Origin of the sequence: Streptomyces sp. NPDC003720 (genome assembly GCF_042875075.1) — a bacterium.
Classification (GTDB): domain Bacteria; phylum Actinomycetota; class Actinomycetes; order Streptomycetales; family Streptomycetaceae; genus Streptomyces.
This window is the reverse complement of the sequence record NZ_JBIANZ010000003.1, coordinates 297,632-323,149: the sequence shown is the minus strand read 5'-3', so window position 1 is coordinate 323,149 and position 25,518 is coordinate 297,632. Positions and strand designations below refer to the sequence as shown.

The following is a 25,518-nucleotide window of genomic DNA, read 5'->3' as shown; positions in this document are numbered from 1 at the left end:
GTGAATCGGGCCATAGATCCTCAAGAGAACCTCAAGTAACAATCCGGATTCAGAGGTTCCTGAATTCGTTCACCTCGGATTCACTGGACCGGCTCGTACACCGCTCGTGCGGGCAGCTCCACCTGGCGTAAAGGAAATCCGTCCATGACCCCTGGTTCGGGCCTTCAAGCAGGACTGAAAAACCGCCACCTGACGATGATCGCGATCGGTGGCGTCATCGGAGCCGGCCTCTTCGTCGGCTCCAGTACCGGTATCGCTACCGCGGGACCGGGCATCCTTCTGTCGTACGCCCTCGTCGGCACGCTCGTGGTGCTGGTGATGCGCATGCTCGGCGAGATGTCCGCCGCCAACCCCACCTCCGGTTCGTTCTCCGCGCACGCCGACCGCGCGCTGGGTCCCTGGGCCGGCTTCTCCATCGGCTGGCTCTACTGGTTCTTCTGGGTCGTCGTGCTGGCCGTGGAGGCCACGGCCGGCGCGAAGATCCTGGAGGGCTGGATACCGGCCGTGCCGCAATGGGGCTGGGCGCTCATCGTGATGACCGTCCTGACCGCGACCAACCTGATCTCGGTCGGCTCCTACGGCGAGTTCGAGTTCTGGTTCGCCGGCATCAAGGTCGTGGCGATCGGCGCGTTCATCGTCGTCGGCCTGCTGGCCGTGTTCGGCGTGCTGCCCGGCGCGCACACCGACAAGGCGAGTTTCGCCAATCTGACCTCGCACGGCGGCTTCCTGCCGCACGGCCCGGGCTCGATCCTCACGGGTGTGCTGCTGGTCGTCTTCTCCTTCATGGGAAGCGAGATCGCCACCCTGGCGGCCGGCGAGTCGGAGGACCCGCGGCGCGCCGTCACCAAGTCCACCAACAGCATCATCTGGCGTATCGGCGTCTTCTACCTCGGCTCGATCCTGATCGTCGTGACCCTGCTGCCGTGGAACGACCCGGCCATCGCGAAGGACGGCTCGTACGTCGCCGCCCTCGGCTCCCTGGGCATCCCGCACGCCGGCGAGGTCATGAACTTCATCGTCCTGACGTCGGTGCTGTCCTGCCTGAACTCCGGTCTGTACACGGCCTCCCGGATGGCGTTCTCGCTCGGCCAGCGCGGTGACGCGCCCAAGGCGTTCGCGCGGACCACGTCCCGCGGTGTGCCGCGGGCCGCGATCCTCTCGTCCGTGGCCTTCGGCTTCGCCGCCGTCTTCTTCAACTACAAGTTCCCGGACACGGTCTTCCTCTTCCTGCTCAACAGCAGTGGCGCGGTGGCCCTGTTCGTGTGGCTGGCGATCTGCTTCTCGCAGCTGCGGATGCGGCGCATCATCCAGCGGGAGGCGCCGGAGAAGCTCGTCGTGAAGATGTGGCTGTACCCGTACCTGACCTGGGCGACGGCCATTCTGATCATCGGCATCTTCGGTTACATGCTGACCGACACCGAGGGCGAGAGCAGCGGTCGCACGACCGTCGAGCTCTCCCTGCTGGTGGCCGCCCTGGTGATCGCGGCCTCCCTGATCAAGCAGAAGATCGCGGGCAGTCGGCCGGCCCCGGCCGTGGAGGACACGGCGGAGAAGGTGTCCGTCGGCTGATCCCGCCCGGCCCACCGGCATGACGAAGGGGAGGGAGTCCCACGGGACTCCCTCCCCTTCGTCATGCGTTCGCCCGCCCGGGGCGTCAGCGCCGGCCGGTGAGCTTCCAGGCGGCGGGCAGCACGCCCATGGCCAGGGCGGCCTTCAGGGCGTCGCCGATCAGGAACGGAGTGAGGCCGGCGGCGACGGCCTGGGAGAAGGACAGGTGGGCGGCCAGGGCCAGGTACGGCACGCCGACGGCGTAGATGACCGCCTCGCCGAGGACCATCGTGCCCGCCATGCGCAGCGGGGAGCGGTCGGCGCCGCGGCGGGCCAGGGCGCCGACGGCGGCGGAGGCGAGCAGCATGCCGAGGACGTAACCGAAGGAGACGGCGCCCGCGCCGGAGCCGCCCTCCGCGAACCACGGCAGACCGGCCACGCCCGCGAGCGCGTACAGGGCGAGGGAGAGGAAGCCGCGGCGGGCGCCGAGGGCGGTGCCGACGAGCAGCGCGGCGAAGGTCTGGCCGGTCACCGGCACCGGGGAGCCGGGCACGGGCACCGCGATCTGGGCCGCGATGCCGGTGAGCACGGCACCGCCGAGCACCAGCGCGATGTCGCGGGTCCGCGAAGCGGGCAGCAGGTCGGCGAGGACTTCACCGGGGCGGACGATTGCGGTGGCGGTGCTCATGGGGACTCCGCGGGAGGTGGGGACGGCTGGGACACCGTGACGCTATCCCGGCGGCCTCGCGGTGATCACCGTCAGCGGTCGACAAAGGGGGGAACGAGGGCTTGGTGGGCTCCCGACAAATGATGGTGGTTACACCCGGTACGGCGTGACAACGGTCACTGAGGCGGGGATGCGCAGCTCACTCGGGGGGCCGTCGGCGGAACTGTGGGACCCCGCCAACGAACCCTAGTGGACTGGTCGGATTCCCCCTTTCTGCCCTACGCTTCCGGCATGGTTGCCCAGGCCCGGTACTTCACGTCGCGTCGCTACGTCGACCTGCGACGGCAGGGCACGGCCACCTGTCGCCGTCCGGGATAGGGCGCACCCCGGCGCGCCCTCGCCCTCCGAGAGGCTCCGAGACGTGTCGGCCCCGTTCCCGAGGACGGCCCCCATGCCCCGTACCGCGGCATCCACCCTTGCCTCCCCCGTTCCCCGCGCCGCCGACAGCGACCGGCGGCGCACCAGCGCCAGTGTCGTGCTGCGGTCCGTGCTGGAGCACGGCCCGGTGGCGCGCAGCACCGTCGCCCGGCTGACCGGGCTGTCCCCCGCGGCCGTGACCGAGCACTGCGCCCGGCTGGCCGGACTCGGGCTGCTCCGTGAGGAGACGGCCCCGCGCCGCTCGAACGGCGTGGGCCGGCCGCACGTCCCCGTAGACCTCGACACCGGACGGTTCGTGGTCGGCGGGGTGCACGTGGCCGTGCCGTACACGACGGTGGCGCTGCTCGATCTGCGCGGCCGGGTGCTCGCCCGATGCGAGCTGAAGCACGAACGGCCGGATCCGGGACGGGTGCTGGCCCGCGCCGCCGACGCGCTGGGGGCGCTGCTCGCGCGGGCGCCGGAGCGCCGCCCGCTGGGGGTCGGTGTCGCCGCCGGCGGCTGGGTGGACCGGGAGTCCGGCACCGTCGTGGAGCACGAACTCCTGGGCTGGCGCGAGGTGCCGGTGCGGGAGCTGCTCGCGGACCGCACCGGTCTGCCCGTCCACGTCGACGGGCACGCGCGGGGGCTGGTGAGCGGTGAGCGGCTGTTCGGGCGGGCCCGGGGCAGCCGGAGCGTGCTGCACGTGTTCGTCGGCAACATGGTCGACGCGGCGTTCGCCACGGGGGACGAGGTGCACCACGGGCCCCGCTCGCAGGCCGGCGCGATCGCCCACCTCCCGGTGCCGGGCGGCACCGAGCCCTGCGTCTGCGGCCGTACGGGCTGCCTGCAGGCCGAGTTGAGCGAGCGGACGCTGTGCCGCCGGGCCCGCGCGGCCGGCGTCACCGGCTCGGGCAACCCGATGCACGTGGTGGCCGCGGCGGCGGCCGGCGACGCGGTGGCCCGGCGGCTGCTGGTGGAGCGGGCCCGGGCCACGGGACGGGCGGCCGGGCTGCTGCTGGACGTGCTCAACCCGGAGACGGTCGTGGTCACCGAGGTGGGCACGATGCGCTTCGACGACTGCCTGACCGCGCTGCGGGAAGCGGCCGGGGAGCGACGCGCGGCGTCCGTGCTGCCGACGAGTTTCCCCGATTCGGTGCTCGCGGTCGCGGGCGGCTCGGTGATGCTGGACGTGCTGTTCCGGGATCCACTGGGCGCATCACCAGAGACTATTTAATTCAGAAACTCGGAATGTTGACAGGGGGCGGCGATGGCGACGAACATGCTGGTCATGAACCCGCTCACGAGTTGTCGCACCCTCTGTTGCTGACATGTTGCCGCGCATGAAGCGCGTGTTTCCGTCTGCGTGAGTTCTCTTTCCACAAGCTCTTCCATGAGCTTTTCTTCCGGCATTCCGCCGGAAATTCCGGCTGCCTTCCGGCCTGCCTTTCCGCTGTGCGTACCCAGGGAGTCCCCCCATGTCTGCTCCGCCCGTCACCGGTCTCGACCGCCGCCTGTTCCTGACCTCCCTGCTCGGCGCGTCCGCCGCCGTCGCGGGTCTCAGCGGCTGCGCGGACGGCAGCGCCGCCGCCGACACCGAGGGCGCCCTCACCCGCCCCCTCGCCGCCAAGGTCCCGGCCGGCACCAGCCTGAAGATCTCCTCCTACCAGAACGTCCAGCAGCTCCAGTTCAAGCTGGCCAAGCTGCCCCCGCTGCCGTTCGAGGTGTCCGACTGGCTCAACATCGGGGCCGGCCCGGACGTCATCAACGCCTTCCGCGCCAAGTCCCTCGACCTCGCCAACAACGCGGGCATACCGCCGATCCAGGCGCACTACCAGGGCTTCGACGCGAAGATCGTGGCGATCAACGTGACCCGCAAGCCCAACTACCTCTTCGCCACCAAGCCCGGCAGCGACATCCGCACGGTCGAGGACTTCCGCGGCAGGAAGATCGCCTTCTCGCAGGGCCAGGCCCAGGGTGTCGTGCTGCTGCGGGCGCTGAAGAAGGCGGGTCTGAAGTACGACCAGGTGAAGCTGGTCCCGCTGACCAGCAACCAGTTCCTGACCGCCCTGCAGTCCGGCCAGGTCGACGTGGCCCCGCTCGGCAACAGCCAGGCGCCCGCCTACCTCAAGCAGTACGGGGGCAAGGGCGCCCGCGTCATCAAGACCGACGTGGTCGACCTGCTCAGCCTGCTGTGGGCACCGCGGTCCGTGCTCGCCGACCCGGCCAAGGCCGCCGCGGTCGCCGCGTACATCCCGCACTGGGCCAAGGGACTGGTGTGGCAGTACGAGCACCCGGACGTGTGGAACGAGGAGTTCTACGTCAAGACGCAGAACCTGACCCTGGACCAGGCGAAGTCCATCACCGAGCTCGCCAACAAGCCGCTTTTCCCGCCGAGCTGGGACGAGGCGGTCAGGTGGGAGCAGGAGACGGCCGACCTGCTCGCCGAGGGCGGCTTCGTGAAGAAGTTCGACGTCTCCTCGCTCTTCGACCACCGCTTCGAGGCCATCGCCGCCCGGGCCGTCCCGGCGGAGTACCGGAGGTGAGCGCCGTGACCACGACCACGACCGCCGTGGCGGCACCGGCCGCCGCGGAACCGCCCCAGGTCCGCCGGCGCCGGCGGCTCTCCCCCGGGCGCCGGCTGCCCGCGGCCCGGCTCACCGGACCGCTCCTGGTGCTCGTCCTGTGGGCCGCCGCCTCGGCCGCCGGCGCCCTCGACCCGGGCGCGATACCGGCGCCCTGGACGGTGCTGCGGACCGCCGGCCACCTGTGGACCGACGGCACGCTGCCCACCGACGTGCTCACCTCGCTCCGCAGGGCCGCCTACGGCTTCGCGATCGGCCTGACCGCCGGGGTGCTGCTCGCGCTGGTCTCCGGGCTCAGCCGGGCCGGGGAGGCGCTGATCGACGGGACCGTGCAGCTCAACCGGGCGATCCCGACCCTCGGCCTGATCCCGCTGTTCATCCTCTGGCTGGGCATCGGCGAGACCTTCAAGATCGCCATCATCGCGATCGTCGTCTACATCCCCATCTACCTGAACACGCACGCCGCGCTGTCCGGCATCGACACCCGGTTCGTCGAACTCGCCGAGGTGCAGGGGCTGTCGAGGTTCGCCTTCGTCCGGCGGGTGGTGATCCCCGGGGCGCTGCCCGGATTCTTCGTGGGTCTCCGGCTCGGCGTCACCGGCTCCTGGCTGGGTCTGGTGGTCCTGGAGCAGATCAACGCCACCAGCGGCCTCGGCTACCTGATGTTCCAGGCGCAGAACTACGGCCAGAGCGACGTCATCCTGGTCGGCCTGCTGATCTACGGCGTCTTCGGCCTGATCTCCGACAGCGTGGTCCGTCTCGTCGAACGGAGGGTGCTGTCATGGCGCCGCACACTGAGCAACTGACCCGGCCCGCCGTCCGGCTGCGCGAGCTGACGAGGTCGTTCGACGGCCGCACGGTCCTCGACGGCATCGACCTGGATCTGCCCGCCGGCCAGTTCACGGCCCTGCTCGGGCACAGCGGCTCGGGCAAGTCCACCCTGCTGCGGGCCGTCGCCGGACTCGATCACGGAGTCGCCGGCAGCGGTCGGCTCAGCGCCCCCGAGCGGGTGTCGGTGGTCTTCCAGGACTCCCGGCTGCTGCCCTGGGCCCGGGTGCTGGACAACGTCCTGCTCGGCACCGAGGGCAAGGAAGCCGAGCGGCGCGGCCGGGCGGCCCTGGAGGAGGTGGGGCTGGGGGGCCGCGAACGGGCCTGGCCGGGCGAGCTGTCCGGGGGCGAGGCGCAGCGCGCCGCGCTCGCCCGCTCCCTGGTCCGCGAGCCCGAACTGCTGCTGGCCGACGAGCCGTTCGGCGCGCTTGACGCACTGACCCGCATCAAGATGCACAACCTGCTGCGCGAGCTGTGGAAGCGGCACCGGCCGTCGGTACTGCTCGTCACCCACGACGTGGACGAGGCGATCGTGCTCGCCGACCGGGTCCTCGTCCTGGACCGGGGCCGCATCGGCCTGGACCTGACCATCGACCGTCCCCACCCGCGCTCCTACCGGGAGCCGGTGCTGGGCGAGTACCGCGAGCGGCTGCTGGCCGCACTCGGTGTCACGGAGGACCACGAGTGACCACGAGAGAACTGCACCTCAACGCGTTCCTGATGAACACCGGCCACCACGAGGCGTCGTGGCGGCTGCCGGAGAGCGACCCGTACGCGCACGTCGACCTCGCCCACTACGTGCGGCTGGCCCGCATCGCCGAGCGCGGCACCTTCGACTCGCTCTTCCTCGCCGACGGCCCGCAGCTCTGGAGCAACCTCGCCCAGCGTCCGGCCGGCGCCCTGGAGCCGCTCACCCTGCTCACCGCGCTGGCGACGGCCACCGAGCACATCGGGCTGATCGCCACCGCCTCCACCTCCTACAACTCCCCCTACAACCTGGCCCGCCGGTTCGCCTCGCTGGACATCGTCAGCGGCGGCCGGGCCGGCTGGAACATCGTCACCACCGCGGGCCGGGAGGCCGCCCGGAACTTCGGCCTGGACGCCGAGCCCGCGCACGCCGAGCGGTACGCCCGCGCCGCCGAGTTCCTCGACGTGTCCCTCAAGCTCTGGGACAGCTGGGAGGACGACGCGATCGTCGCCGACAAGGCGGCCGGCGTCTGGGGCGACGACCGCAAGATCCACCCGCCCCGGCACAAGGGGACGTACTTCGCCGTCGAGGGCGCCCTCAACGTGCCGCGCTCCCCGCAGGGCTACCCGCTGCTGGTGCAGGCCGGCTCCTCCAGGGACGGCAAGGCCTTCGCCGCCCGGTACGCGGAGGCGGTCTTCACCGCCCAGCAGACCCTCGCGGACGCCCAGGCCTTCTACGCCGACCTGAAGTCGCTCACGGCCGGGGCCGGACGGGACCCGGAGCACATCAAGGTGCTGCCCGGCATCGTCCCGGTGCTCGGCGCGACCGAGGCCGAGGCGCGGGCGAACGAGCGGGTGCTGGAGGACCACATCGTCCCCGAGCACGGCCGGGCCCGGCTGGAGAGCCTGCTGCACCTGGAGCCCGGCGCCCTCGACCTGGACCGGGAGCTGCCCGGGGACCTGCCGCCGGAGTCCGCCATCGAGGGCGCCAAGAGCCGCTACACCCTGGTGGTGGAGCTGGCCCGGCGCGAGCGGCTGACCGTACGGCAGCTCATCGGCCGTCTCGGCGGCGGACGCGGCCACCTCACCTTCGCCGGGACGCCCGAGCAGGTCGCCGGCCAGATAGAGACCTGGTTCACCCAGGGCGCCGCCGACGGCTTCAACATCATGCCCGCCGTGCTGCCCTCCGGTCTGGAGGCCTTCGTCGAGCACGTCGTGCCGCTCCTGCGCCGGCGCGGCCTGCTGCGCGACGCGTACGGCCCCCGCCGGACCCTGCGGGAGCGCTACGGCCTGCCCCGCCCCGCCAACCAGTACCTCACCCCCGCCCTCGTCTGAAAGGACCACCGCACATGTCCCTCGAGATCACCAAGGTCACCGCCCGCATCGGCGCCCGTGTCTCCGGCGTCGACGTCTCCCGGCCGCTCGCCGCCGAACAGGTCGCCGGCATCCGCGAGGCGCTGAACGCCCACAAGGCGCTCGTCTTCGACGACGTGCACCTCGACGACGCCGGACAGCAGGCCTTCGTCCGCCACCTCGGCGACCTCACCACCGCCCATCCGACGGTCGGCGCCGTCGAGGGCTCCCCGAACGTGCTGCCGGTGGACAGCGAGCGGGGCCGCGCCAACCACTGGCACACCGACGTCACCTTCGTCCTCAACCCGCCGCAGGCCAGCACCCTGCGCTCGATCACCGTCCCGCCGTACGGCGGCGAGACCCTGATCGCCAACGCGGCGGCCGCCTACCGCGACCTGCCCGAGCCGCTGCGCCGGCTCGCCGACACGCTGTGGGCCGAGCACACCAACGACTACGACTACGCGGTGCCGGACGAGGCGATCGACGAGGAGAAGGCCGCCCAGCGCGCCCAGTTCACCTCCATCAAGTACCGCACCGCCCACCCGGTGGTCCGCGTCCATCCGCTGACCGGGGAGCGCGGGCTGTTCATCGGCGGGTTCGCGCAGCGGATCGTGGGGCTGTCGGTGGGCGAGTCCCGCAAGGTCCTCGACCTGCTGCAGGCGTACGTCACCCGCCCGGAGAACGTGCTGCGCCACCGCTGGTCGGAGAACCAGCTCGTGCTCTTCGACAACCGCATCACCCAGCACTACGCCATCGACAACTACGACGGGCAGCCGCGCCGGCTGCACCGGGTGACCGCCGCCGGTGACGTCCCGGTCGGCGTCGAGGGCAAGGAGAGCTACTCCATCGAGGGCGACGCCTCGCACTACACCCCGGTCGCCGCGTAACCGGAGTCTCACCCTTCGTACAGCGCGCGTCCGGATGCTGGGCGGCCCCTTCGCGGGAGCGAACGGGCCGCCCAGACTGGCTTGGTTTTCGCCGCCGACGACTGGACGAGCCGCGCCCATGCCCCACAGCACCCTCGAGACGCCACCGCTGCAGCGGTCCGGCGACTCCCTCTCCCACGGCCTCAAGCAGCGCCACCTGTCGATGATCGCCCTCGGCGGGGTGATCGGCGCCGGCCTGTTCGTCGGCTCCGGCGCCGGCATCGCGGCCGCCGGTCCCTCCGTCGTCGTCGCGTACGCGGTATCCGGCCTGCTGGTGATGCTGGTGATGCGGATGCTCGGCGAGATGTCCGCCGCCTACCCGTCCTCGGGCTCGTTCTCCGCGCACGCCGAGCGGGCCATCGGCCCGTGGGCCGGGTTCACCGCCGGCTGGTCCTTCTGGGTGCTGCTGTGCACCGCGGTGGGCCTGGAGGGCATCGGCGCCGCGAACATCGTGCAGGGCTGGCTGCCGGGCACCCCGCAGTGGGTCTGGGTGGCCCTCTTCATGCTGGTGTTCTGCGGTGCGAACCTCACGGCCGTGAAGAACTTCGGCGAGTTCGAGTTCTGGTTCGCGGCACTGAAGGTCGGCGCGATCGGCCTGTTCCTGGTCCTCGGCGTGCTGGCCATCGCCGGCGTCCTGCCCGGCACCCACTCCCCCGGCGCCTCCCACCTCGGCGACTTCCTGCCCCACGGCAGCGAGGGTCTGGTGATCGGCCTGCTGGCCTCGGTCTTCGCCTACGGCGGCCTGGAGACGGTCACCATCGCGGCGGCCGAGTCCCAGGACCCGGTCAAGGGCGTGGCGAGGGCGGTGCGCACCGCGATGTGGCGGATCGCCCTGTTCTACATCGGCTCGATGGCCGTCATCGTGACCCTGGTCCCGTGGAACGCGAAGTCGGTGGTGACGGACGGCCCGTACGTCGCCGCCCTGCGGCAGATCGGCCTGCCCGGCGCCGACCAGGTGATGAACGTGGTCATCCTGGTGGCCCTGCTGTCGGCGATGAACGCCAACATCTACGGCTCCTCGCGCATCGCCTACTCGCTGGTCGAGCGCGGCCAGGGCCCGAAGGCGCTGGCGAAGGTCTCCGGCGGGGTGCCCCGGATCGCCGTCCTCGTCTCGTCGGTCGTCGGCTTCGGCTGCGTGCTGCTCAGCTACTGGCGGCCGGACGACGTCTTCGCCTGGCTGCTGAACATGATCGGCGCGGTGATCCTGGTCGTCTGGATCTTCATCGCGGTCTCCCAGCTCCTGCTGCGCCGCCGCATCGAACGCGAGGCGCCCGAGAAGCTGGTCGTGCGGATGTGGGCGTTCCCCTACCTCACCTGGGTCGCGCTGGCCGGCATGGCGGCGATCTTCGTCCTCATGGCCCGGGAGCCGGACACCCGCCTGCAGCTCCTGTCGACGGGCGGCATGACGCTGTTCCTCGCGGCCGTGGGCTACGCCTGGCAGCGGGCCCGCGCCAAGCGCTGACCCGTCCCCGCCCCGGCGCCGAAGGCCCCCGCGTGCGACACGCGGGGGCCTTCGTGCGTCCCCGCCTTGTTGTTGCTAGCGTGTAGTTGCAAGAGACTTGCAATAAGGTTCGGAGGGGAACCGCCCATGCCCGTGTACTCGCTGCCCGACCTGCCCTACGACTACGCCGCGCTCGCGCCCGTGATCAGCCCCGAGATCATCGAGCTGCACCACGACAAGCACCACGCGGCCTACGTGAAGGGCGCCAACGACACCCTGGAGCAGCTCGCCGAGGCACGGGAGAAGGAGAGCTGGGGGTCGGTCAACGGCCTGGAGAAGAACCTGGCCTTCCACCTCTCCGGGCACATCCTGCACTCGATCTACTGGCAGAACATGACCGGCCCGAAGGAGGGCGGCGGCGAGCCCCTCGCGGCCGACGGCGTGGGCGAGCTGGCCGAGGCGATCAGGGAGTCGTTCGGCTCGTTCGCCGCGTTCCGGACCCAGCTGTCCAAGGCCGCGGCCACCACCCAGGGCTCGGGCTGGGGCGTGCTCGCGTACGAGCCGCTGAGCGGCCGGCTGATCGTGGAGCAGGTCTACGACCACCAGGGCAACGTCGGTCAGGGCTCGACCCCGATCCTCGTCTTCGACGCCTGGGAGCACGCCTTCTACCTGCAGTACCGCAACCAGAAGGTGGACTTCGTCGAGGCGATGTGGCGGGTCGTGAACTGGCAGGACGTGGCCGGGCGCCTCACGGCCGCCAGGTCCCGCGCGGACGTGCTGCTGCTCGCCCCCTGAGAACGCCCCGCCTCGTGATCGTCTTCTCACCCTTCACGGCGGCGGGCGAATGAGAGGAGGGCCCCCGCGAGGACGTGACTCGCGGGGGCCCTCCGGGCTGAACGCGGGCTCTACAGGTTGCTGAAGTCCGGGCCCTTGGTGCGGGTCCGCTTGATCTCGTAGAAGCCGGGGACGGAGGCGACCGCGAGGGTGCCGTCCCACAGACGGGCCGCTTCCTCGCCCTTGGGGGCGGGGGTGACGACCGGGCCGAAGAAGGCGATCTGCTCGCCGTCGGGGCCCGGCACCGCGATGACCGGGGTGCCGACGTCCTGGCCGACCTTCTCGATGCCCTCCTTGTGGGAGGCGCGCAGCTCGGCGTCGAACTCGAAGTCCTGCTGCTCGGCGTAGTCGATCAGCTCCGCGGGCAGGCCGACGTCCGCGAGCGCGCCCGCGACGGCCTCCAGGGTCGGGCCCTCGCCGTTGTTGTGGATGCGGGTGCCGAGCGCGGTGTACAGCGGGCCGAGGACGTCCGCGCCGTGCTTCTGCCAGGCGGCGGTGACCACGCGCACCGGCTGCCAGGCCTTGGTGGCGAGCATCTCCCGGTACTCCTCGGGCAGCTCGTCCAGCCGGTTCTCGTTGAGGACGGCGAGACTCATGATGTGCCAGCGGACCTCGATGTCCCGGACCTTCTCGACCTCCAGCACCCAGCGGGAGGTCATCCAGGCCCAGGGGCACAGCGGGTCGAACCAGAAGTCCACGGGGGTCTTGCCGGAGGGGGCCGCGGTCTCGGACATGCTTCTCCTCAGCGAAGGTCTTTTGAAGCGGCAACAGCACCGCCGCTCCCGCCATTCCCGCACCGGCCGTGTCGAGGGGATTCCCTGATGTGCCGTGTCAGGTGCGCATGGCAGGATCGGTCCTGTTGTGAGGTGTCCAAGCGACCACAAGGGAGTGCCACGACGTGCCCGGTGAGAATCTGACCCGCGACGAGGCCCGGGAGCGGGCCGCCCTGCTGTCGGTCGACGGCTACGAGGTGGCGCTGGACCTGCGGTCCGCCGTCGGGGACGGGGGCGCCGAGCCGCGCACCTTCCGTTCGGTGACGGTGATCAGGTTCCGCTGCAACGAGCCGGGCGCGTCGACCTTCGCCGACCTGATCGCGCCGAGCGTGACCGCGGTCACGCTCAACGGGCGGGACCTGGACCCCGGCGCGGTCTTCGACGGCTCCCGGATCCTGCTGGAGGACCTGGCCGCGGAGAACGAGCTGACGGTCGACGCCCAGTGCGCCTACTCGCGCACCGGCGAGGGCATGCACCGCTTCGTCGACCCCGAGGACGGCGAGGTCTACCTCTACACCCAGTACGAGCCCGCCGACGCCCGCCGGGTCTACGCCAACTTCGAGCAGCCGGACCTGAAGGCGCCGTACCGCTTTGAGGTACGGGCGCCCGAGGGCTGGACGGTGTGGAGCAACGGAGCCGGCGAACTCGCCGACGGCGTCTGGCGGTTCGCGGAGACCAGGCCGATCTCCACCTACATCACCTGCGTGGTGGCGGGGCCGTACCACTACGTGACGGACCACTACGAGCGGGTCTTCGAGGACGGCACGAAGCTGGAGATCCCGCTGGGCGCGATGTGCCGCAAGGGGCTCGCCCCGTACTTCGACGCCGAGGACGTCTTCCTGGTCACCAAGCAGGGCCTGGACTTCTTCCACGACCACTTCGACTACCCGTACCCGTTCGGGAAGTACGACCAGGCCTTCGTCCCCGAGTACAACCTGGGGGCGATGGAGAACCCGGGTCTGGTGACCTTCCGCGAGGAGTACATCTTCCGCGGCAAGGTGACGCAGGCGTCGTACGAGGCGCGGGCCAACGTGATCCTGCACGAGATGGCCCACATGTGGTTCGGCGACCTGGTCACCATGGAGTGGTGGGACGACCTGTGGCTGAAGGAGTCCTTCGCGGACTTCATGGGCACGTTCGCGAACGTCGGCGCGACCCGCTTCACCGACGCCTGGATCACCTTCGCCAACCGCCGCAAGGCCTGGGCCTACCGCGCGGACCAGCTCCCCTCCACGCACCCGATCACGGCGGACATCCGCGACCTGCAGGACGCCAAGCTCAACTTCGACGGCATCACCTACGCCAAGGGCGCCTCGGTGCTCAAGCAGCTGGTGGCGTACGTCGGCCGGGACGCCTTCCTCGAGGGCGCCCGCCGCTACTTCAAGCGCAACGCCTACGGCAACACCCGCCTGGGCGACCTGCTGTCGGTGCTGGCGGAGACCAGCGGCCGGGACATGACGGTGTGGGCGCGCTCCTGGCTGCAGACGGCCGGCGTCAACTCGCTGACCCCGCAGGTGCTGCTGGACACCGAGGGCGGCCGGATCGCCGAGCTGGCCGTCCTCCAGGAGGCCGCGGAGACGCACCCGGAGCTGCGCCCGCACCGGGTCGCGGTGGGTCTGTACCGGCGCACGCCCGAGGGCGCGCTGGAGCGGTACGCGCGCCTGGAGACGGACGTCGAGGGCCCGCGCACGGTCGTGGCGGAGCTGGCCGGCGCCGAGGCGCCGGAGCTGGTGCTGGTCAACGACGACGACCTGACGTACTGCAAGGTCCGCTTCGACGAGACCTCGCTGGCCACCCTGCGCGAGCACCTGGGGGCGCTCACCGACCCGCTGGCCCGCGCCCTGTGCTGGTCGGCGCTGTGGAACCTCACCCGGGACGCCCTGCTGCCGGCCCGGGACTTCATCGGCCTGGTGCTGCGGTTCGCGGGCCGCGAGTCCGACATCGGCGTGCTGCAGATGCTGCACGCCTGGGCGAACTCGGCGCTGGTGCACTATGTGGCGCCGCAGTGGCGCGCGACCGGTGAGCGGCTGGTGGCGGAGGGGGCCCTCGGCGAGCTGCGGGAGGCCGAGCCGGGCAGTGAGCATCAGCTCGCGTGGGCGCGGTTCTTCGCGACCGTCGCCGCCGCCGACCACGATCTGCTGCTCCTGAAGGACCTGCTGGATGGCGCGGCGGAGATCGACGGCCTGGTGGTGGACCAGGAGCTGCGCTGGGCGTTCCTGGAGCCGCTGGCGGCGCACGGCATGGCGGACGAGGCGGTGCTGGCGGCCGAGCTGGCCCGCGACGACACGGCGTCCGGCAAGCGGCACCAGGTCCGGTGCCTGGCGGCCCGCCCGTCGGCGGCGGTGAAGGCGCAGGCCTGGGCGCAGGTGGTGGAGTCCGACGCGCTGTCCAACGCGCTCGTGGAGGCGACCATCGCGGGCTTCGGCCTGCCCTCGCAGCGGGAGCTGACCGCGCCGTACGCGGAGAAGTACTTCGCGGTGATCGAGCGGGTGTGGCGGGAGCGGTCGATCCAGATCGGCATGGACGTGGTGCGCGGTCTGTACCCCTCCTACCAGGACCGGCCGGAGACGCTGGCGGCGACCGACGCCTGGCTCGCGGCGCACACGGAGGCGGCCCCGGCGCTGCGCCGGCTGGTGCTGGAGGCGCGGGACGACCTGGCGCGGGCGCTGCGCGCACAGGAGTGCGACGCGGCGGCGGCCGGCCGCTGAGCATTGGCCAGGGATTCCGCTTTCGGTGACCGTTACGGAATTCAGTCAATAGCAGCCGTAACCCCTGGTCCGCACCCGATGGGACCAGGGGTTTCCGGCCCCTACTCGGCACCCGAACACCCGTCCTTTAATACCGTGTTGTCCGCATTCCTCGACGAGCGTGTAACAGCGGTTACAGGGGGGACGAAGCGCGGGAACGTCGAGGCCATGACGCACGACACCCCCCTCTCGCCCCGCACCCTGCGCCACCTTCCGGACATCCGCCGGCGCATCATGACGCCCGCTCAGCTCCGCTCCCACGGCGTCTCCACCGCCGAGCTGAACGAGCAGTGCCGTCCCGGCGGCGCCTGGCAGCTCCTGCTGCCGAACGTGGTCCTGCTCCACTCCGGCCCGCCGACCAGCGAGGAGCGGCTGCACGGCGCGCTGCTGTACGCGGCGCGGGAGTCGGCGCCGGGCGTCCCCACCCAGCCCACGGCCGGCGACCCGCACCGCCCGGTGTACCCGGAGACGATGATCACGGGTCTGGCGGCGCTCACCCTGCACGGCTTCTCCTGCACCCCGCCGCTGCTCTCCCTCGACAGCGTCGAGGTCCTGGTCCCGCGGCTGCGCCGGCTGCGCACCACGGGCTACGTCCGCGTGCTGCGCGCCCCCGACCTGCCCACGCCCGTCGCGGTGACGGGCCTGCCGGTGGCTCCGGTGCCGCGCGCGCTGGCGGACGCGGTGGCGGGGCTGACGGACGCGGGCGCGGTCCGCCGGCTGCTGACCGAGGCGGTGCGCGACGGCCACTGCGAACCCGCCGCCGTGGTGCGCGAGCTGACCCGGGCGAAGCTGCTGAACCGGCCGCACGTGGTGGGCGCGGTGGACTCGCTGGTGGCCGAGGGACGGTCGGTCGCGGAGACCCGGCTGTACCGGATGGTCGGCGAGCACGGACTGCCGGACCCGGTCTGGAACGTGGACCTGCGCCTGCCCGGCGGTCCGCACCTCGGCGGAGTGGACGCCTACTGGCCCGAGCAGGCGGTCGCGGTGGAGCTGGACACCCGCGGGCCCCGGCAGGACGAGGACGCGACGTGGTCGGAGTACGCGCGCAGGCGGGAGCACCTGGAGCGGCTGGGGATCACCGTCGTCCACATCACGCCCCGCAAGCTCAGGGAGTCCATGGAGCAGCAGGCGGCGGTGGTCCGGACGGCCCTGATGGCGTCCGGCGACCGTGATCCGGCCGCGTACGTCGTGGTGCTGCCACGGTAGGGAGGTCCGGCCGGGGCCGGGGGCGAACGGCACGGCCGGCGGAGGACGGGCGGAGGACTAGCCGCCGCAGAACTCCTTCTCGATCACGGCGCCGGTGCCGCCCGACCAGTCGCCGTTGAAGTCGACCGCGAGGGAGTGCCGGCCGTCGGCCGTGGTCACCGCGGAGGAGGCCGAGCCGTGGATGGCGCCCTCGTGGCCCCACACATGGACGCCGCAGCCCAGCCTGGTGTCCATCAGGCCAAGCCCGTAACCGGTGTTCGGCGAGCCGGGGACGCGCACGGTGGTCTTCATCTCCTTGAGCTGACGGGCCGGGAGCAGTTTCCCGCCCAGGAGGGCGGAGTAGAAGCGGTCGAGGTCCGCCGAGTCGGAGATCATCTCCCCGGCCGCGGAGGCGAGGGAGGGGTTGAGCTCGGTGACGTCGTACGTCGGGCCCGTCGTCGTCAGGGCGAGCTTGGAGTAGGCGCGGCTGCTGGGCCGGGGAACGGTGACCCGGGTGCCGGGCAGGGAGGTGGCGGTGAGCCGCAGCGGCCGGATGACGCGCCGCTCGATCTCGGTGGCGTACGAGTGGCCGGTCACCTTCTCGATCAGCATGCCGGCGACGACGTAGTTGGTGTTGGAGTACTTCCAGGACGTGCCCGGCGCGAAGTACGGCTCGTGCCGCATGGCGGTCTCCACCAGGTCGCGCGGGGTGAGCGTGTCGTAGCGGTGCCGGAAGAAGCCGTCCCTGAGGAAGTGGTCGCGGACGAAGTCCGCGTCGGAGGTGTAGTCGTAGACGCCGCTGGTGTGGTTCAGCAGTTGCCGGACCGTGATCTCCCGGCCGTCGTGGCCGTGGCCCCGCAGCAGCCCGGGCAGCCAGGTGTCCACGGTGTCGTCCAGGTCGAGCCGGCCCTCCGCCTGCAGTCGCAGCAGGACGGTGGCGACGAACGTCTTGGTGATGCTGCCGACCCGGTAGCGGTCGGCGGGCGAGCGCGGCGCGCCCGTGACGACGTCGCCCACGCCCGCGGTCGCCGACCAGGTGCCCCGGGAGTCCCTGGCGGTGGCGGTCACCCCGGGCACACCGGCCGCGACCGCCGCCTCCATCGCCCGGCGGGTGGCCTGGTGGCCGCCGGCGTCCCGGCCGGCCGCGGCGGGTGCGGCCGCGAGGGCCGGTCCCGCCAGGGCCGCCGACAGGAACAGGGCGGTGGTGCCCACCAGGGCGGTGCGGACGCGCATGCTGTCCCCCAACATGTGGTGTTCGGTGCCGTCGGGGGGTGATACCCGGCAGTGCGCGCGATCGTGCCTGACCGTCACTCGGTCGAGTGACTCTCAGCCCTTCTTGAGCACCAGCTCCGTGTTCCGGTCCACCGCGTCGCCGGCGAGCGCCTTGCTCGCGCCCGGGGCGTTGTACGACAGCTCACGGTAGAGGGCGGCCAGGCCGGTCTGCGAGAGGTCGGCGTGGTCGGCGCGGTGCGGGGCGGCGGACTCGACCAGGGTGGTGAAGACGGAGAGCGTGCCGTCCTTGTTGTCGACGAGTTCGACGACGCGGGCGAGCTGGGGGAAGTCGACGTGCGAGGCGGTGGAGACCTCCCAGAAGGCGCGGCCGCCGGAGGCCCGGTGCGGGGTGATGTCGTTGCGGTGGATGTGGCCGTTCACCCAGGCCAGCACGTTGGGGTGGGAGGAGAGCACCGAGACGACCTCGGCGCCGTTGTGGCGGCGCTCCCCCGGGCGGTCCGGGTCGGGGCGGGTGTTGGTCATGGTCTTGCTGGTGTGGTGGCTGAAGACGACGGCGTAGGAGTCCTTGTTGTCCTTGAGCGTCCTGTCCAGCCACTTGAGCTGGGCGGTGCCGACGGACCCCTCGTAGTGGCCGCCGGGGTCGGTGGTGTCGAGGCTGATGCCGATGACGTCCTCGGAGACGCGGAAGGCGTAGTACTGGGTGCCGGCGTCCAGGTTCGCCGAGGAGTAGCCGTGGCCGGCCGGGCCGAGGCCCTGGTGGGCGGGGTCCAGGTGGGCCTTCAGGTAGTCGGCCCGGGTGTACTGCGCCCGCCTCTCGTCCGGGGTGACCTGGCGCGCGGAGCGGGCGTGGGCCTTGAGGAAGTCGCGGTAGCCGACGCCCTTGGGGTCGGTCGCGTTCTTGATGGCGTCCTGCAGCTTCTTGGCGTCGGCGGCGGAGACGCTCATCAGCTTCCGGCCGCCGATGGCCGCCTCGGTGAGGTACGGGTCGCCGTGGGAGCCGTAGCAGCCGAGCGGGAGGGCGTCGTGGTTGCCGACGGTGGAGTACCAGGGCAGGTTGAGGCCGGGGCTGCGGACCTCCCGGGTCGCGGCGGCCAGGAAGCCCTTCAGGTACGGGAAGCCGAGCGCCTTGTCCCTGTCCCGGGCGGTGGAGCCGGGCTGCCAGTACTGCTTCAGGCCGCTGTTCTGCACGCCCTCGTAGTGGCGCGGGTCCCCGGAGTTCGGGGTGATGCGGCCGCCGCTCATCACCGTCATGAACCACTCCAGTTCGGAGTGGGCGTTGTTGTCGGTGTTGTCGCCGGTCGTCATCACGAAGTGCAGCGGCGCGCCGGTGACGGGGGCGCCGCGCAGCGCGTTGACCCGCTCGACGAGCGAGACGGCGCCGGGCACGGTGAGCGCCTCGTGCGGGCGCCAGGCGTGCGGGTCGTGGGCGCGCAGGAACTCCAGGCGCAGCGGGTGCTGCACGTCCATCAGGTGCAGGTCGGTGAACTGCACGAACGCCGCGAGGGCGGTACGGCGGCCCGCGCGGCCGGACTTGGGGGCCGCCAGCTCGTCCCGGACGACCCGCTTCCAGCCGGGGCCGTCGCCGAGCCGGCGGTAGCCGGAGCCGCTCAGCGGGGCGGCGACGGAGGCGAGGGTGGTGCCCTTGGTGTAGGGGGCGAGGGGTGCCGGGGCCGCCTTGCGGGAGGTGGCGACGGGCGTCTCGGCGGTGGTGGTCGCGGCCCGGCCGTCGGTGGCGGTGGCGGCCTGACTTTCGGTGGGGCGCAGGGCGTAGCCGACGCCCGCGGAGAGCGAGACGGCTCCGGCGGCGGCGAGCACGGTACGGCGGTGGACCCCCAGCGTGGAGGTGGCGACAGAGCGTATGCGCGACATGGCGCGGTCTCCCCGGGTGCGAACGCGTCGGCGGTGGTCGCGGGCCGTCGCAGGCGCCGACGCCCCGCTCGCTCTGGATGGTTCGCACCGGGGATGACCTGTGCGTGAACAGGGCGGCAACGCCCCACACCGATCACCGAACGTGGATCACGGTGTGCGCGGCGCGGTCACGGAGTCGAACGCGGGCGGCCGGGGGCCGGTCACTCCTCGTTCATCTGCCGGGGCAGGGGGTGGGTTCCGGGTCCGAGATGTCCGGTCTCCGGACGCTCGCGCCACAGCCGCAGCGCCACGTCGACGAGGCGGATCCGGGTGAGGCCGGACACCGCGTCGAGGTCCTGCCAGGCCGCGAAGTCGGTGGAGCCGCCGATCTCGTGGCGGAGTTCGCCGCCGGTGATCCCGGCCTCGTAGACGATCCGCACGCCCTGGTGGTCGGTGCGGCGCGGCGGCCGGCCGCCGCGGAAGACATGGCGGGAGGAGTCCACGCCGAGCAGCCGGGTCACCTCGACCCGGTAGCCGGTCTCCTCGGCGACCTCGCGCCGCACGGTGTCGTACGGGTCCTCGCCGTGCTCCATGCCGCCGCCCGGCAGCACCCACTCGTGGCCGCCGCCGGGGGCCGGTGAACGGGCCAGCAGGATCTGTCCGTCACGGACGCACACGGCGTAGGCCGCCACCCTCAACTTCTGTCGCATGAGGGGACGTTAGCGCGGGTTGTCCGGATTGGCGGGTGAGTATTCCGGCGCGGACCAGCGCAGCGGCAGGGCGGCCGGGGTGTGCACGGCGCCGGTGACGGTGAAGCGGACGGTCCGCTCGCCGCCGGCGCCGAACCGGGTGCGGGCCGAGCCGGTGAGCTGGAGGGTGGTGCCGGTCGTCCAGTCCAGGAAGAGCAGTCCGGCGCGCGGGTCGGCGTACAGGTTGCCGAGACTTCGGAACATGGCGTTGCCGGGATAGTCCGGCCAGGCCAGTTCGTCCGGTGAGACGACCCGGACGAATCCGGGGTTGCCTCCGCGGTGGCTGGCGTCGGCGCCGTCGGCGTGCACGGTGGCCAGGAAGAAGGTGTCGGCCGCCGCGACGAGCGCGGCCTGCTCCGCGCCCAGCCGGTCCAGGGTGCGGGGGGCGCCCGGCACGCGGTCCGGCACCCGCTCGCAGAGCTCCCGGCGTTGGATGTACTTGGGGCAGTTGGCGAACACCTGCTCCGCCTCGACGGCGAAGCCCCGGGGGGTGGGCCGCACCCGGCCGCCGAGGCGCATCCGGCGCCGGGTGCGCGGATCGAGGACGATGGCGCCCACGGCGGTGCCCGGGGTGGCCAGGGCCGTCGCGAGCGGGTCGGCCGGGGGCGGCCCGCCGGTGACGGACACCTGCCGGGGCCCGGTGGCCCGGACGAAGCCCGGGGCGCCGGCGAGCGGGGACGCCCAGACCCGGCCCGTGGCGGGGTCGGCGGCGCCCACGACGAGCAGCGGCTGGAGTTCCAGGAAGGCCGCCGCGACCGGTTTGAGGTCCGGCCCGAGGGAGCGGCCGACGTGGTCGGCGCGGTCCCGCACGCCGACCAGGTCCTGCACGGCGCGGGAACCGGCGTGATAGACGCTCATGGCACCGCCTTCTAGAAGAAACCGCAGGTCGGAGCGGATGCGTGCGGGGCGGGCGCATCCTCGGCGCCGTGCGGGACGGAGATCTCCAGGCGGGTGCCGTCCGGGTCGTGGAAGAAGATCCCGCCCGAGGCCGACCCCTCCCGGTGGGCCACCACGCCCTCGTGGGCGAACTCCACCCCGGCGGCCCGGAGCGCCGCCTCGTACTCCCGGACCCGGTCCACCGAGCCGGCCGTGAAGGCGAGGTGGTGCAGCCCGGCCCGGCCGCCGTCGTAGGGGCCGCCGGCCTGCTGCCAGAGGGTGAGGACGGGCCCGTCTCCCCCGGCCTCGCCGAGGAACGCGTACCGCCGGCCGTCCTCCTTGCCCTCGGCGAGCAGTGCGAAGCCCAGGACGTCCCGGTAGAAGGCGAGGGAACGGTCGAGGTCGGTGACGTTCAGGCCGGTGTGACCGGTGCGCAAGGTCATGGCTCTCCCTTCGGGGCTGTCCCGCGATCGGGACTCCCTAACCCCTATGGGCAACGTTAGAAGGTTAGAGAGCGTTGCGTCAACCGGTCACGTACGCTTGAGCGGTTAGCAGAGAAGGAGCCCGTCATGCCCACCGCCCGCGACCCCCGCCCGCTCACCGGCGAGCCCCTCGCGCTCGACCTGCTCAACACCCGGTGGAACAGGGACGGCGCGCCCCAGGACCTGCTCGACGGCACCGACGGCCTCGCGGTGTGGCTCGCGGACAACGGGCTGGACGGCGAGCACCCGGCCGACGAGGACGTGCTGCGCCATCTGCGGCAGGCACGCGAGGCGCTCGGCGCCGCGGTGGACGGGTCGCTGGAGGAGGGCGCCCCGCTCGTGGACGCCGTGCTGGCGCACGGGCGCATCCGGGCGCGGCTGACCGGCGAGGGCGCCTTCGAGGAGCCCGAGTTCGCCGACGCCTCCTGGGCGCCGGCCTGGCTCGCCGCCCGCGACTACCTGGACCTGCTCGACCGGGCCCCGGACCGGATCCGCCGCTGCGCCCACGAGGCGTGCGTCCTGCACTTCTTCGACACCTCCCGCAACGGCACCCGCCGCTGGTGCTCGATGGCGTCGTGCGGAAACCGCGCCAAGGCCTCCCGGCATTACGCCCGCTCCAAGGAGAGTTGAGCCAATCCGGGACGCGACGGGATTCATCCCGTCAAATCCCATCGCGGGTTTTCCCCATACATTGATTACGTTCAGGTCAACGGTCCCCAAATTCCTTTGCCTTGGGTAAAGCTGTGCGCTCGTCCGGCACTGGTTTCTCACCTGCAAGGGATGCCGATGACCCACACCCCCGAGCGCGACCCGATATCCGGCCCGAGACGCCTGGCCCGCATAGCCGTGGCCGTCGGCGTGGTGGCCGCCCTCTCCGCGGCCGGGCCGGTACCGCTGGCCCTCGGCGCGGACGCGCCCCCCGCCACGGCCGACCCCGCCGTCAAGTCCGCGCACGACAAGCTCGGTTCGGAAGACGCCGACCGGCTCGCCGAGGCCAAGGCGGACGGCGACAAGAACGTCACGATGATGATCGCCACGGCGCCCGGGCAGACCGAGCAGGTCGCCTCGGAGCTGGACGCGGTCAAGGGCGGCTCGGTGGGCCGCACCTACGACAAGCTCGGCTACGTCCGCGCCACCGTCCCGACGGCGAAGGCGGACTCCGCGATCGCGGCCGCCTCGAAGCTGTCCTCGGTGCACGCGATCGACCTCCGCCAGGAGATCCCGCTGGACGACCCGACGCCCGCCGCGGACACCGCCCAGGGCGCCAAGGGCCACGGCTCGGCGACCACTTACTCCGGACCGGGCAGGAACACCCCGGCCGAGAACCCGTACAACCCGTCCTTCGAGACCGGCGCCGTCGACTTCGTCAAGGACCACCCGAAGGCGGACGGCCGGGGCATCACCATCGGCATCCTCGACTCCGGCGTGGACCTCGGCCACCCGGCGCTGCAGAAGACCACCACGGGCGAGCGGAAGATCACCGACTGGGTGACCGCCACCGACCCGATCATCGACGGCGACGGCACCTGGCGCCGGATGACCAACCCGGTCAGCGGCCCGTCGTTCGCCTACGGCGGCGCGAACTGGAAGGCGCCCGCGGGCAGCTACCAGGTCAACCTGTTCCGCGAGTCGTCGACGGCCGGCGGCGACGCCAAGGGCGACGCCAACCGGGACGGCGACACCACCGACGTCTGGGGCGTCCTCTACGACCCGGCCGCCGGCACCGTGCGCGTCGACCTGAACAACAACTTCGACTTCACCGACGACACCCCGATGAAGCCGTACAAGGACGGCTACCAGATCGGGTACTTCGGCACCGACGACCCGAAGACCGACGTGGTCGAGCGCCAGCCGTTCGTCGTGCAGATCCGCAAGGACGTGCCGACCGACCCGTACGGCGGCGACTGGGTCGGCAAGACGGCCGACTTCGTCAACATCGGCGTCATCGAGTCCGAGCACGGCACGCACGTCGCCGGCATCACCTCCGCCAACGGGCTGTTCGGCGGCAGGATGAACGGCGCGGCCCCGGGCGCAAAGCTCGTCTCCTCCCGGGCCTGCACCTGGAGCGGCGGCTGCACCAACGTCGCGCTGACCGAGGGCATGATCGACCTCGTCGCCAACCGCGGTGTCGACATCGTCAACATGTCCATCGGCGGTCTGCCGGCGCTGAACGACGGCAACAACGCGCGCGCCGAGCTGTACACGCGGCTGATCGACACCTACGGCGTCCAGCTCGTGATCTCCGCGGGCAACTCCGGGCCCGGCGCCAACACGATCGGCGACCCCGGCCTCGCGGACAAGGTGATCTCCGTCGGCGCCACCATCTCCAAGGACACCTGGGCGGCCAACTACGGCTCGGCCGTCGCGACCAGGTACGCGATGATGCCCTTCTCCTCGCGCGGCCCGCGTGAGGACGGCGGCTTCACCCCGACCCTGAGCGCGCCCGGCGCCGCGATCAACACCACCCAGACCTGGCTGCCGGGCTCCCCGGTCGCCGAGGCGGGCTACTCGCTGCCGGCCGGCTACTCGATGCTCCAGGGCACCTCGATGGCCTCCCCGCAGGCGGCGGGCGCGAGCGCGCTGCTGCTGAGCGCCGCCAAGCAGAAGGGCATCGACCTGACGCCCGCGAAGCTGCGCACGGCCCTGACCTCGACCGCCGACCACATCAGCGGCGTGCAGGCCTACGAGGAGGGCGCCGGCCTCATCGACATCGTGGACGCCTGGGACGCCGTCCGCGACGGCGCCACCGCCCACGACTACACCGTGAAGGCCCCGGTCGACACCGCGATCGACTACGCGCTGAAGACCCCGGGCTTCGGCACCGGTCTGTACGACCGCGAGGGCGGCCTGAAGGCCGGCCAGCGCAAGACGTACGACGTCACGATCACCCGCACCTCCGGCCCGGACCGTGCCCTGCGGCACGAGCTGAGCATCGAGAACAACGCCGGCCGGACCTTCCGGATCCTCGGCGACGACGAGGTGCGGCTGCCGCTGAACCAGCCGGTGACGGTCAAGGTCCAGGCGGCTCCTGGCTCCGCCGGTCTGAAGAGCGCGATCCTGGACGTCGACGACCCGCGCACGGAGGGGGTCGACAAGCAGATCCTCACCACCGTCGTGGTCGCCTCCCCGGTGAACTACACCTACTCCGCGTCCGGTTCGGTGCAGCGCAACAGCACCCGGTCCTACTTCGTGACCGTGCCCGAGGGCGCGAAGTCGCTGGAGGTCGCGATCGGCGGGCTGAAGGACAAGAGCCAGACCCGCTTCATCTCGATCCACCCGTACGGCACGCCGGTGGACAACACCAGCACCCCGTACTGCTACAACAACTACCTCGACGGCAACGGCTGCAAGCCGGACGTCCGCTCCTACGCCGACCCGCAGCCCGGCGTCTGGGAGGTCGAGGTCGAGGCCCGGCGTACCTCCCCGCTGCTCGACAACCCGTACGAGCTGGACGTCACCGTGCTCGGCGCGGTCTTCGACCCGGAGACCGTGACCGTGCCCGAGGCCAAGGTCGGCACGCCGGCCGCCGTCTCCTGGAAGGTGACCAACAAGTACGCGGCGCTGGACGGCAAGCTGGTCGGCGGCCCGCTGGGCTCCTCCGAGTCGTCCCGCCCGTCCATCAAGGAGGGCGAGACGCACACCACCACGGTGGACGTCCCGGCCGGCGCCAAGTCCCTGGACGTCGCGATCGGCAACGTGTCCGACGCGGGCGCCGACCTGGACCTGACCGTGTACGACGCCAACGGCACGCAGGTCGCGCAGTCCGCGGACGGCGACTCGGAGGAGGCGGTCTCCATCCCGTCCCCTGCCGCCGGCACGTACACCGTCAAGGTCGTCGGCTACTCGGTTCCGGCCGGCTCGACCGACTACGACTACCGGGACGTGTTCTTCTCCAGCACGCTCGGCACCGTCTCGGTCGACGGCTCGGCCGCGGTCAAGCTCGGCACGGGCGACTCCGCCACGGTGACCGGTCAGGTCACGGCCGCCGCCGAGGCCCCCGCGGGCCGCGCGTTCTTCGGCCAGGTCCAGCTGGTGAACGGCCGCGGCACGGCCGCGGGCACCGGCAGCGTGAAGATCGAGAAGGTCACGCCGTAACGGGGTGATCCCGGCAGAGGGGCGGGTGTCCGGACACGGGCGCCCGCCCCTCTTGTCGTCTGCCGGGTCCCCCCCCCCCCGCGGGCGCAGGCCGTCCCGGCCGGCCCCGTCGTCCCCGTCGTCCCGCAGGCGGGATACGCGTCAGCGTGCCCTCGCTCCGAGACGACGAGGACGGCGACCGCCGCCGCGGCGAGCAGCAGCAGCGCCCCCACGACCACGGCCCACCGCCACCGCGTCACCGTGTCCC

General features: G+C 72.0%; 20 protein-coding genes. 13 read left to right on the top strand and 7 right to left on the bottom strand.

Going from position 1 to position 25,518, the window contains the following annotated elements; genetic code table 11:
- The first annotated feature begins 144 nt into the window (after window positions 1-144).
- A complete protein-coding gene (locus ACFYU0_RS10360) occupies window positions 145-1,569 on the top strand; it encodes an amino acid permease (protein ID WP_351659280.1) in 1,425 nt (474 codons plus the stop codon).
- An 85-nt stretch (window positions 1,570-1,654) separates the two neighbouring features.
- Here ACFYU0_RS10360 and ACFYU0_RS10355 read toward each other — a convergent pair whose 3' ends face one another.
- Window positions 1,655-2,236, bottom strand: coding sequence for a biotin transporter BioY (locus tag ACFYU0_RS10355; RefSeq protein ID WP_389299480.1), 582 nt, complete (start codon window positions 2,234-2,236; stop codon window positions 1,655-1,657).
- A 430-nt stretch (window positions 2,237-2,666) separates the two neighbouring features.
- On the opposite strand from ACFYU0_RS10355, the gene ACFYU0_RS10350 reads away from it, so the two are divergent.
- The 8 genes from ACFYU0_RS10350 to ACFYU0_RS10315 all read left to right on the top strand — a co-directional run bounded on the left by ACFYU0_RS10350 (window position 2,667) and on the right by ACFYU0_RS10315 (window position 11,244).
- Complete coding sequence (locus ACFYU0_RS10350) at window positions 2,667-3,866, top strand: ROK family protein (protein WP_389299478.1); 1,200 nt, start codon at window positions 2,667-2,669, stop codon at window positions 3,864-3,866.
- A gap of 241 nt (window positions 3,867-4,107) precedes the next feature.
- Window positions 4,108-5,175 (top strand): ABC transporter substrate-binding protein, encoded by a 1,068-nt coding sequence (locus ACFYU0_RS10345; protein WP_389299475.1) that lies wholly within the window; start codon window positions 4,108-4,110, stop codon window positions 5,173-5,175.
- Window positions 5,172-6,020: an ABC transporter permease gene (locus ACFYU0_RS10340; RefSeq protein ID WP_389299472.1), complete on the top strand. Its 849-nt coding sequence runs from the start codon at window positions 5,172-5,174 to the stop codon at window positions 6,018-6,020. Before ACFYU0_RS10345 ends, ACFYU0_RS10340 begins: the two co-directional genes overlap by 4 nt.
- Complete coding sequence (locus ACFYU0_RS10335) at window positions 5,996-6,730, top strand: ABC transporter ATP-binding protein (RefSeq protein ID WP_351659266.1); 735 nt, start codon at window positions 5,996-5,998, stop codon at window positions 6,728-6,730. The genes ACFYU0_RS10340 and ACFYU0_RS10335 overlap by 25 nt, the downstream gene beginning before the upstream one ends.
- Complete coding sequence (locus tag ACFYU0_RS10330; protein WP_389299469.1) at window positions 6,727-8,064, top strand: LLM class flavin-dependent oxidoreductase; 1,338 nt, start codon at window positions 6,727-6,729, stop codon at window positions 8,062-8,064. Before ACFYU0_RS10335 ends, ACFYU0_RS10330 begins: the two co-directional genes overlap by 4 nt.
- A gap of 14 nt (window positions 8,065-8,078) precedes the next feature.
- Complete coding sequence (locus ACFYU0_RS10325) at window positions 8,079-8,969, top strand: TauD/TfdA dioxygenase family protein (RefSeq protein ID WP_389299467.1); 891 nt, start codon at window positions 8,079-8,081, stop codon at window positions 8,967-8,969.
- Between the two features lie 118 nt (window positions 8,970-9,087).
- Entirely contained in the window at window positions 9,088-10,470 is a 1,383-nt protein-coding gene (locus ACFYU0_RS10320) for an amino acid permease (protein WP_389299465.1), read from the top strand.
- 126 nt (window positions 10,471-10,596) lie between these two features.
- Window positions 10,597-11,244 carry a superoxide dismutase gene (locus ACFYU0_RS10315; RefSeq protein ID WP_351659255.1) on the top strand — a complete coding sequence of 216 codons (648 nt, stop codon included), beginning with the start codon at window positions 10,597-10,599 and terminating at the stop codon, window positions 11,242-11,244.
- Window positions 11,245-11,354: 110 nt separating this feature from the next.
- Here ACFYU0_RS10315 and ACFYU0_RS10310 read toward each other — a convergent pair whose 3' ends face one another.
- Window positions 11,355-12,017: a DsbA family protein gene (locus tag ACFYU0_RS10310; RefSeq protein ID WP_389299461.1), complete on the bottom strand. Its 663-nt coding sequence runs from the start codon at window positions 12,015-12,017 to the stop codon at window positions 11,355-11,357.
- A 164-nt stretch (window positions 12,018-12,181) separates the two neighbouring features.
- Between ACFYU0_RS10310 and pepN the strand changes: the two genes are divergently transcribed.
- On the top strand, window positions 12,182-14,764 hold the full coding sequence (gene pepN, locus ACFYU0_RS10305; protein WP_389299459.1) for an aminopeptidase N: 2,583 nt from the start codon (window positions 12,182-12,184) through the stop codon (window positions 14,762-14,764).
- Between the two features lie 207 nt (window positions 14,765-14,971).
- Complete coding sequence (locus tag ACFYU0_RS10300; RefSeq protein WP_389299456.1) at window positions 14,972-16,009, top strand: hypothetical protein; 1,038 nt, start codon at window positions 14,972-14,974, stop codon at window positions 16,007-16,009.
- A gap of 57 nt (window positions 16,010-16,066) precedes the next feature.
- On the opposite strand, the gene ACFYU0_RS10295 is transcribed toward ACFYU0_RS10300, so the two are convergent.
- From ACFYU0_RS10295 to ACFYU0_RS10275, 5 genes are all read right to left on the bottom strand, one after another.
- Window positions 16,067-17,221, bottom strand: coding sequence for a serine hydrolase domain-containing protein (locus tag ACFYU0_RS10295; protein ID WP_389299453.1), 1,155 nt, complete (start codon window positions 17,219-17,221; stop codon window positions 16,067-16,069).
- A gap of 93 nt (window positions 17,222-17,314) precedes the next feature.
- On the bottom strand, window positions 17,315-19,090 hold the full coding sequence (locus ACFYU0_RS10290; RefSeq protein WP_389299450.1) for a TIGR03767 family metallophosphoesterase: 1,776 nt from the start codon (window positions 19,088-19,090) through the stop codon (window positions 17,315-17,317).
- Window positions 19,091-19,290: 200 nt separating this feature from the next.
- Window positions 19,291-19,779 (bottom strand): NUDIX hydrolase, encoded by a 489-nt coding sequence (locus ACFYU0_RS10285; protein WP_389299448.1) that lies wholly within the window; start codon window positions 19,777-19,779, stop codon window positions 19,291-19,293.
- 9 nt (window positions 19,780-19,788) lie between these two features.
- On the bottom strand, window positions 19,789-20,676 hold the full coding sequence (locus ACFYU0_RS10280) for a pyridoxamine 5'-phosphate oxidase family protein (RefSeq protein WP_389299445.1): 888 nt from the start codon (window positions 20,674-20,676) through the stop codon (window positions 19,789-19,791).
- An 11-nt stretch (window positions 20,677-20,687) separates the two neighbouring features.
- Complete coding sequence (locus tag ACFYU0_RS10275; RefSeq protein ID WP_351659231.1) at window positions 20,688-21,137, bottom strand: VOC family protein; 450 nt, start codon at window positions 21,135-21,137, stop codon at window positions 20,688-20,690.
- 126 nt (window positions 21,138-21,263) lie between these two features.
- Here ACFYU0_RS10275 and ACFYU0_RS10270 point away from each other — a divergent pair, with 126 nt between their 5' ends.
- Both ACFYU0_RS10270 and ACFYU0_RS10265 read left to right on the top strand, forming a co-directional pair.
- Window positions 21,264-21,806 carry a CGNR zinc finger domain-containing protein gene (locus ACFYU0_RS10270; protein WP_389299441.1) on the top strand — a complete coding sequence of 181 codons (543 nt, stop codon included), beginning with the start codon at window positions 21,264-21,266 and terminating at the stop codon, window positions 21,804-21,806.
- Between the two features lie 156 nt (window positions 21,807-21,962).
- On the top strand, window positions 21,963-25,271 hold the full coding sequence (locus tag ACFYU0_RS10265; protein WP_389299439.1) for a S8 family serine peptidase: 3,309 nt from the start codon (window positions 21,963-21,965) through the stop codon (window positions 25,269-25,271).
- Window positions 25,272-25,518 lie beyond the last annotated feature (247 nt).

Bases quoted from the DNA above. Each gene is read 5' to 3' on its own strand.
- ACFYU0_RS10360 (WP_351659280.1), top strand. From the start codon at position 145: ATGACCCCTGGTTCGGGCCTTCAAGCAGGACTGAAAAACCGCCACCTG.
- ACFYU0_RS10355 (WP_389299480.1), bottom strand. From the start codon at position 2,236: ATGAGCACCGCCACCGCAATCGTCCGCCCCGGTGAAGTCCTCGCCGAC.
- ACFYU0_RS10350 (WP_389299478.1), top strand. From the start codon at position 2,667: ATGCCCCGTACCGCGGCATCCACCCTTGCCTCCCCCGTTCCCCGCGCC.
- ACFYU0_RS10345 (WP_389299475.1), top strand. From the start codon at position 4,108: ATGTCTGCTCCGCCCGTCACCGGTCTCGACCGCCGCCTGTTCCTGACC.
- ACFYU0_RS10335 (WP_351659266.1), top strand. From the start codon at position 5,996: ATGGCGCCGCACACTGAGCAACTGACCCGGCCCGCCGTCCGGCTGCGC.
- ACFYU0_RS10325 (WP_389299467.1), top strand. From the start codon at position 8,079: ATGTCCCTCGAGATCACCAAGGTCACCGCCCGCATCGGCGCCCGTGTC.
- ACFYU0_RS10320 (WP_389299465.1), top strand. From the start codon at position 9,088: ATGCCCCACAGCACCCTCGAGACGCCACCGCTGCAGCGGTCCGGCGAC.
- ACFYU0_RS10315 (WP_351659255.1), top strand. From the start codon at position 10,597: ATGCCCGTGTACTCGCTGCCCGACCTGCCCTACGACTACGCCGCGCTC.
- ACFYU0_RS10310 (WP_389299461.1), bottom strand. From the start codon at position 12,017: ATGTCCGAGACCGCGGCCCCCTCCGGCAAGACCCCCGTGGACTTCTGG.
- ACFYU0_RS10300 (WP_389299456.1), top strand. From the start codon at position 14,972: ATGACGCACGACACCCCCCTCTCGCCCCGCACCCTGCGCCACCTTCCG.
- ACFYU0_RS10295 (WP_389299453.1), bottom strand. From the start codon at position 17,221: ATGCGCGTCCGCACCGCCCTGGTGGGCACCACCGCCCTGTTCCTGTCG.
- ACFYU0_RS10290 (WP_389299450.1), bottom strand. From the start codon at position 19,090: ATGTCGCGCATACGCTCTGTCGCCACCTCCACGCTGGGGGTCCACCGC.
- ACFYU0_RS10285 (WP_389299448.1), bottom strand. From the start codon at position 19,779: ATGCGACAGAAGTTGAGGGTGGCGGCCTACGCCGTGTGCGTCCGTGAC.
- ACFYU0_RS10280 (WP_389299445.1), bottom strand. From the start codon at position 20,676: ATGAGCGTCTATCACGCCGGTTCCCGCGCCGTGCAGGACCTGGTCGGC.
- ACFYU0_RS10275 (WP_351659231.1), bottom strand. From the start codon at position 21,137: ATGACCTTGCGCACCGGTCACACCGGCCTGAACGTCACCGACCTCGAC.
- ACFYU0_RS10270 (WP_389299441.1), top strand. From the start codon at position 21,264: ATGCCCACCGCCCGCGACCCCCGCCCGCTCACCGGCGAGCCCCTCGCG.
- ACFYU0_RS10265 (WP_389299439.1), top strand. From the start codon at position 21,963: ATGACCCACACCCCCGAGCGCGACCCGATATCCGGCCCGAGACGCCTG.